Source organism: Profundibacter sp. (assembly GCF_056498605.1).
In genome coordinates this window covers 1-4,618 of the sequence record NZ_JBSMEZ010000133.1, presented here as the reverse complement: position 1 = coordinate 4,618, position 4,618 = coordinate 1, and the positions used below count along the sequence as shown (strand labels likewise).

Here is a 4,618-nt window from a genome sequence, read left to right as displayed (position 1 = left end):
TCGGCAGGTGGGGCCGAGGCCGACATGCGCACCTACACCATTTCCAAAGACCCTGAAATTTGCGGCACCGGATCGCGTGAAGTGCCGTTCGTGCAGGTTAATGAGGCCGGTATGCTGGTCAATGCTGTGGTGTTCCTGGCTGACATCGAAGAAGGCAAAGCCATGCCTGAAGATCTGATGAAGCTGACAATCAACCAAACAGAATGCGAGTTTTCGCCAGCCTTGGGCATCATGGCCAACACTGGCGAGCTAACAGCCATTAACAACGACGGCACGCTGCACAACATCCATGCATACGAGCAAATCGGCAAGGCGCGCAAAACTGTTCTGAACGTATCCCAACCCAATCAAGGCGATGTTCTGACCAAAGAGATCAAGCTGCGCCGCGGCAATGGGATGAAGGTCGAATGTGACGCGCATGATTTCATGCACAGCTTTGTTTACGTCGCCAAAACGCCTTACTTTTCGGTTGTTGATGAAACCGGCGCATTTTCGATCACCGACATCCCTGCTGGGGAATACAAAGTGATGATGTGGCATGGTTTCCTGGGCGAGAAAAAAGTCGACTCTGTCACTGTGGATGCCGGTGGCGAAGTCACTATGGAGCTGTCTTACTAAGGTAAGCAAAAGGACCGGCCAGATGGTAAAACGCAAAAGAATAAACGCTTTTAACGTCTTCGTTCTGGCCGGAGCCTTGGTGAATGTGGCCGTGGTGTTGCTGCTGTTGGGGTATTGGTTATTCAACTGAAAACCGCAGTATTCGCGGCGCTTGGCGCAATTGCATTAGGGGCGGGGGCTTATGCGGCTTTCCCCCCCTGACGCGTCCAAGGGCATGGCGTTTGTCAAAGGGGGTCCAGCGGTGCTGGGCTATGTTTACTACACGGGGCTGTATGGCCCTATGCCCTATCAGGTGGATGATTTCTGGATTGATACCTTTGAAGTTACCAATGCCGATTATGCTGAGTTTGTTGCAGCGACTGGCCATGCGCCCGCCGCTTTTGTTGATGAGGATGACCTGAACCAAAAGGACCAACCTGTGACCGGAGTCCTGCACGCAGACGCCACGGCCTATTGCGAATGGGTCAAAAAACGCCTTCCAACCGAGATCGAGTGGGAAAAGGCGGCGCGCGGGGTGGATGGTCATCTTTACCCGTGGGGTGACGAGGCCGATATGAGCCGCGCCCATCTATCGGGTGACGCGCCGGTTTCGGTGGGCAGTCATGACGGTGACATCAGCCCATATGGCGTGCACGGCATGGCGGGCAATGTCTCGGAGTGGGTGTCGGATACGCGCATGTCCAAGGGGGGGCGTTGTCTGGATGGCGGGGCTGACCCGCGCAAACAAACGCCCGAGATGATGCTGATCTTGACGGAATTAAAGGAAATGAACGGCGGCGTGTTGCCTGAAAGGTGCCTGCCCCCCGACGTTGACCCGAACTCGGATATCGCGGGCGAGCCTTGTGCTTATATCAAAGGCAACTCGTGGAACGGGCGCGATCATATGACCGTCGCCAGCAATAGAATGTGGGACTACACGAACGCCTACGCCGAATTTGTAGGCTTTCGCTGCGCCAAGGATAAATAGACACACGGTTGGAACGGGGCCGGAAAACTGGAGAAATAAAATGGCTGTAAATTTAGCAATTGATGAAGGTGTTGAGGGGGCAATTGGAACTGCGCCTGTGTCGCTGACCCGCGTATTGGTGGCATTGGATCAATCCGACTACGCCAACAATGCGATGAAACAGGCCACCCGTTTGTGCGATGGCACCATCACCGGCATCCACGCTTATGCGGCGCGTTTGCATGATCGGCGATTTAAACAGATGGAAGGCGGGTTGCCCGAACGTTACCAGCGCGAAAGCGAGATGGAACATCAACGCGAGGTGCATGAGGATCTGATCGGCATGGGGCTGGGGCTGATTTCTGACAGTTACCATGATGCGGCCGAAGTGGTGGCCAAAGCGGCCGATGTGCCGTTTGCGCGCTTGTCGCCCGAGGGCAAGAATTACAGTTGTTTGATCAAGGCGATGAATAAGCGCGAGCATGACGTTTTGTTCATTGGCGCGCTTGGGCTTGGCGCGGTTGCGGGCTCTACCATCGGTACGGTTTGCGAGCGCGTGGTGCGGCGTGCGGATATGGACGTGTTTATTGCCAAGGACCGTCGCCTAAACATCGGAGATGGCCCGATTGTGGTCGGTATGGACGGCTCGCCCAAATCCTTTGGGGCGTTGATGACGGCGCTGGATATCGGGAAACGTTTGAACGCACCCGTGCATGTGGTTGCTGCATATGATCCCTATTATCACTATGTTGCCTTCAACAAAATCTCGACCGTTCTGGATGAAGAAGCAGGCAAAGTGTTCCGTTTTAAGGAACAGGAGAAACTGCACGAAGAACTGATTGATGACGGCATCGCCAAAATCTATCAGGCCCATCTGAACGTGGCCGAAACCGTCGCCAAAGAAGCGGGGGTTGAGGTGATCTGCGAGCTGGTGGCGGGCAAGCCCTATCAGGCGATCAAGAAATACGTCGAGAAACACAAAGCATCCCTGTTGCTGGTGGGCAAAACCGGCGTTCATGCCGATGACGGGCTGGACATTGGCGGCAACACTGAAAACCTATTGCGTATGGTTGCGTGCCATATGTGGGTTGGTATGGTCGAGCATTTCCCGGCCTCAGATGTGGTCGCCGAGGAAACCATCATGTGGTCGGATGAGGCCAGCGAGATGATCAATCGCGCCCCCGAATTTGTCCGCGGCATTGCTCGCACCGGCGTTATCCGGCAGGCCCAGAAAGAGGGACATACGTTCATCACCACTAAATTTGTTCAGGACGTTATGAGCAAAATGATGCCCGGTGGTGCTGGCGATGCGGCCCCACAACAAAGCTTTGATCGGCTGGAATGGGCGACAGATGCCCGTGCTATGCTGGACGCAATTGCCGACGAACAAGTGCGTGAAAACATCGGACTGCGGGCAGAAAAATCAGCGCGGCGCGATGCGAGCACCACCGTGAAGGTTGAACATGTCGAACCGTTCATGGCCGAGGCCGCGTTGGATCCTGCGGTGCGGGAAGACGCTATTACATGGCGTGCGGCATCCCGTGCGCGCCTGCAACGGGTGCCCGAAGCCTTCCGCGATCAGGTCAAAAATAGCATCGAGAATTTCGCCCGCAAGCGTGGTTTGTCGGTGATTGATGCCAGCATCGAGGACGAGGCATTCGCAATGTCCCGTATGGCGATGTGTCCCGAGGACAAGGGCTAAATTATGGCCGATGCCCCTTATCTCATTGCACTGAACCTGACCGAGAGGTGCAACCTTGCATGCGAGCATTGTTACCTTGACGCCAAGGTTTTGAAAGAGGGCGCGGTGGACGAACTGGGCACCGACGAGTTGAAACGTGTGCTGGGTGAAATTGCCCAAGTTGGCCCCGAAGCGATGGTGGTTCTGACGGGCGGCGAGCCGATGTTGCGCCGTGATCTGCCCGACCTTGCGCGGCACGCATCCGGCCTTGGCCTGATGGTGGTGATTGGCACCAACGGCATGCTGCTGCGCCCTGATCGCATCCGCGAATTGCAGGACGCAGGAGTCGCGGGCATCGGTATTTCAGTGGATTCCCTAGCCCCTGAAATCCACGATAATTTCCGCGGTAAAAATGGCGCGTGGATGAAAACCATGCAAGGGATTGATGCCTGTATTGATGCGGACATGCCGTTCCAGATACATTTCTCGGCCACTGATGAAACGGCTGATGAAATTGACGATATGGTCGCCTTTGCCCGGGATGCAGGTGCGATGGTGTTGAATGTATTTTTCATGGTCTGCACGGGGCGCGGTGAAAAATATTCAGGCATATCGCCTGAAAAATATGACCACGTTTTGCGCCGCGTCGCCAAGGCCGCAAAGCAGGAAAAACGCCGGATGGTGCGGGCCAAATGCGCCCCGCATTTCAAACGAATCGCCATTGAAATGGACCCCGAATGGGCGATCACATCGGCGCATGGTTATGATGCTGGCGGCTGCATCGCCGCCACCCGTTACGCGCGGATCACCCCGAACGGCGACGTCACTCCGTGCCCGTTTATGGAGAATTCAGCAGGGTCAGTAAAAACCCAATCCTTTGCCGAAATCTGGCATGATGCGCCGGTGTTGAACGAACTGCGTGCGCCCAAACTCGTGGGTCGCTGCGGCGCTTGCGAGTTCCAGATTCTGTGTGGCGGGTGCCGTGCGCGGCCCCTTGCACTGACGGGCAACATGATGGGCGAAGACACGCTCTGCACCTATCAACCCCAAGCTGGGGCCATCATCACGCCGATGGTTCCGATAGATGGGGCGATGCGCTGGGCAAATGACGCCGAAACGCATCTGGCCCGCATCCCGGGCTTTGTACGCCGCATGGTGCGTCGCCGTGCCGAGGATTACGTGCGCGGCGAGGGCCGCGGTGAGGTCACCAAAGATGATCTGACCTTGCTTGCCAAGCGTCGTTTTGGCGATGTCGGCCCACCCGCATTCGTGAAACGGGGGCGGCCCGATGCATGATGTGATCGTCATTGGCGGCGGGATTTCGGGGTTGGCCACGGCGCATGAATTGTGGACGCGCGGCCTGGATGTGCAAC

General features: G+C 56.3%; 5 protein-coding genes. All 5 read left to right on the top strand.

The genetic code is table 11. From position 1 onward, the window contains the following. On the top strand, positions 1 to 618 hold a 618-nt coding region (locus ACWB12_RS13215; RefSeq protein WP_479530560.1), incomplete at its 5' end, for a hypothetical protein. 181 nt (positions 619 to 799) lie between these two features. Next, complete coding sequence (locus tag ACWB12_RS13210) at positions 800 to 1,585, top strand: formylglycine-generating enzyme family protein (protein WP_479530559.1); 786 nt, start codon at positions 800 to 802, stop codon at positions 1,583 to 1,585. Between the two features lie 40 nt (positions 1,586 to 1,625). Beyond that, positions 1,626 to 3,266, top strand: coding sequence for a universal stress protein (locus ACWB12_RS13205; RefSeq protein ID WP_479530558.1), 1,641 nt, complete (start codon positions 1,626 to 1,628; stop codon positions 3,264 to 3,266). Between the two features lie 3 nt (positions 3,267 to 3,269). Further along, positions 3,270 to 4,541, top strand: a complete 1,272-nt coding sequence (locus ACWB12_RS13200) for a radical SAM protein (protein WP_479530557.1) — start codon at positions 3,270 to 3,272, stop codon at positions 4,539 to 4,541. Further along, positions 4,534 to 4,618 (top strand): FAD-dependent oxidoreductase (locus ACWB12_RS13195; RefSeq protein WP_479530561.1); only part of this gene is annotated, 85 nt, incomplete at its 3' end. The genes ACWB12_RS13200 and ACWB12_RS13195, both read left to right, overlap by 8 nt.

Bases quoted from the DNA above. Each gene is read 5' to 3' on its own strand.
- ACWB12_RS13210 (WP_479530559.1), top strand. From the start codon at position 800: ATGCGGCTTTCCCCCCCTGACGCGTCCAAGGGCATGGCGTTTGTCAAA.
- ACWB12_RS13205 (WP_479530558.1), top strand. From the start codon at position 1,626: ATGGCTGTAAATTTAGCAATTGATGAAGGTGTTGAGGGGGCAATTGGA.
- ACWB12_RS13200 (WP_479530557.1), top strand. From the start codon at position 3,270: ATGGCCGATGCCCCTTATCTCATTGCACTGAACCTGACCGAGAGGTGC.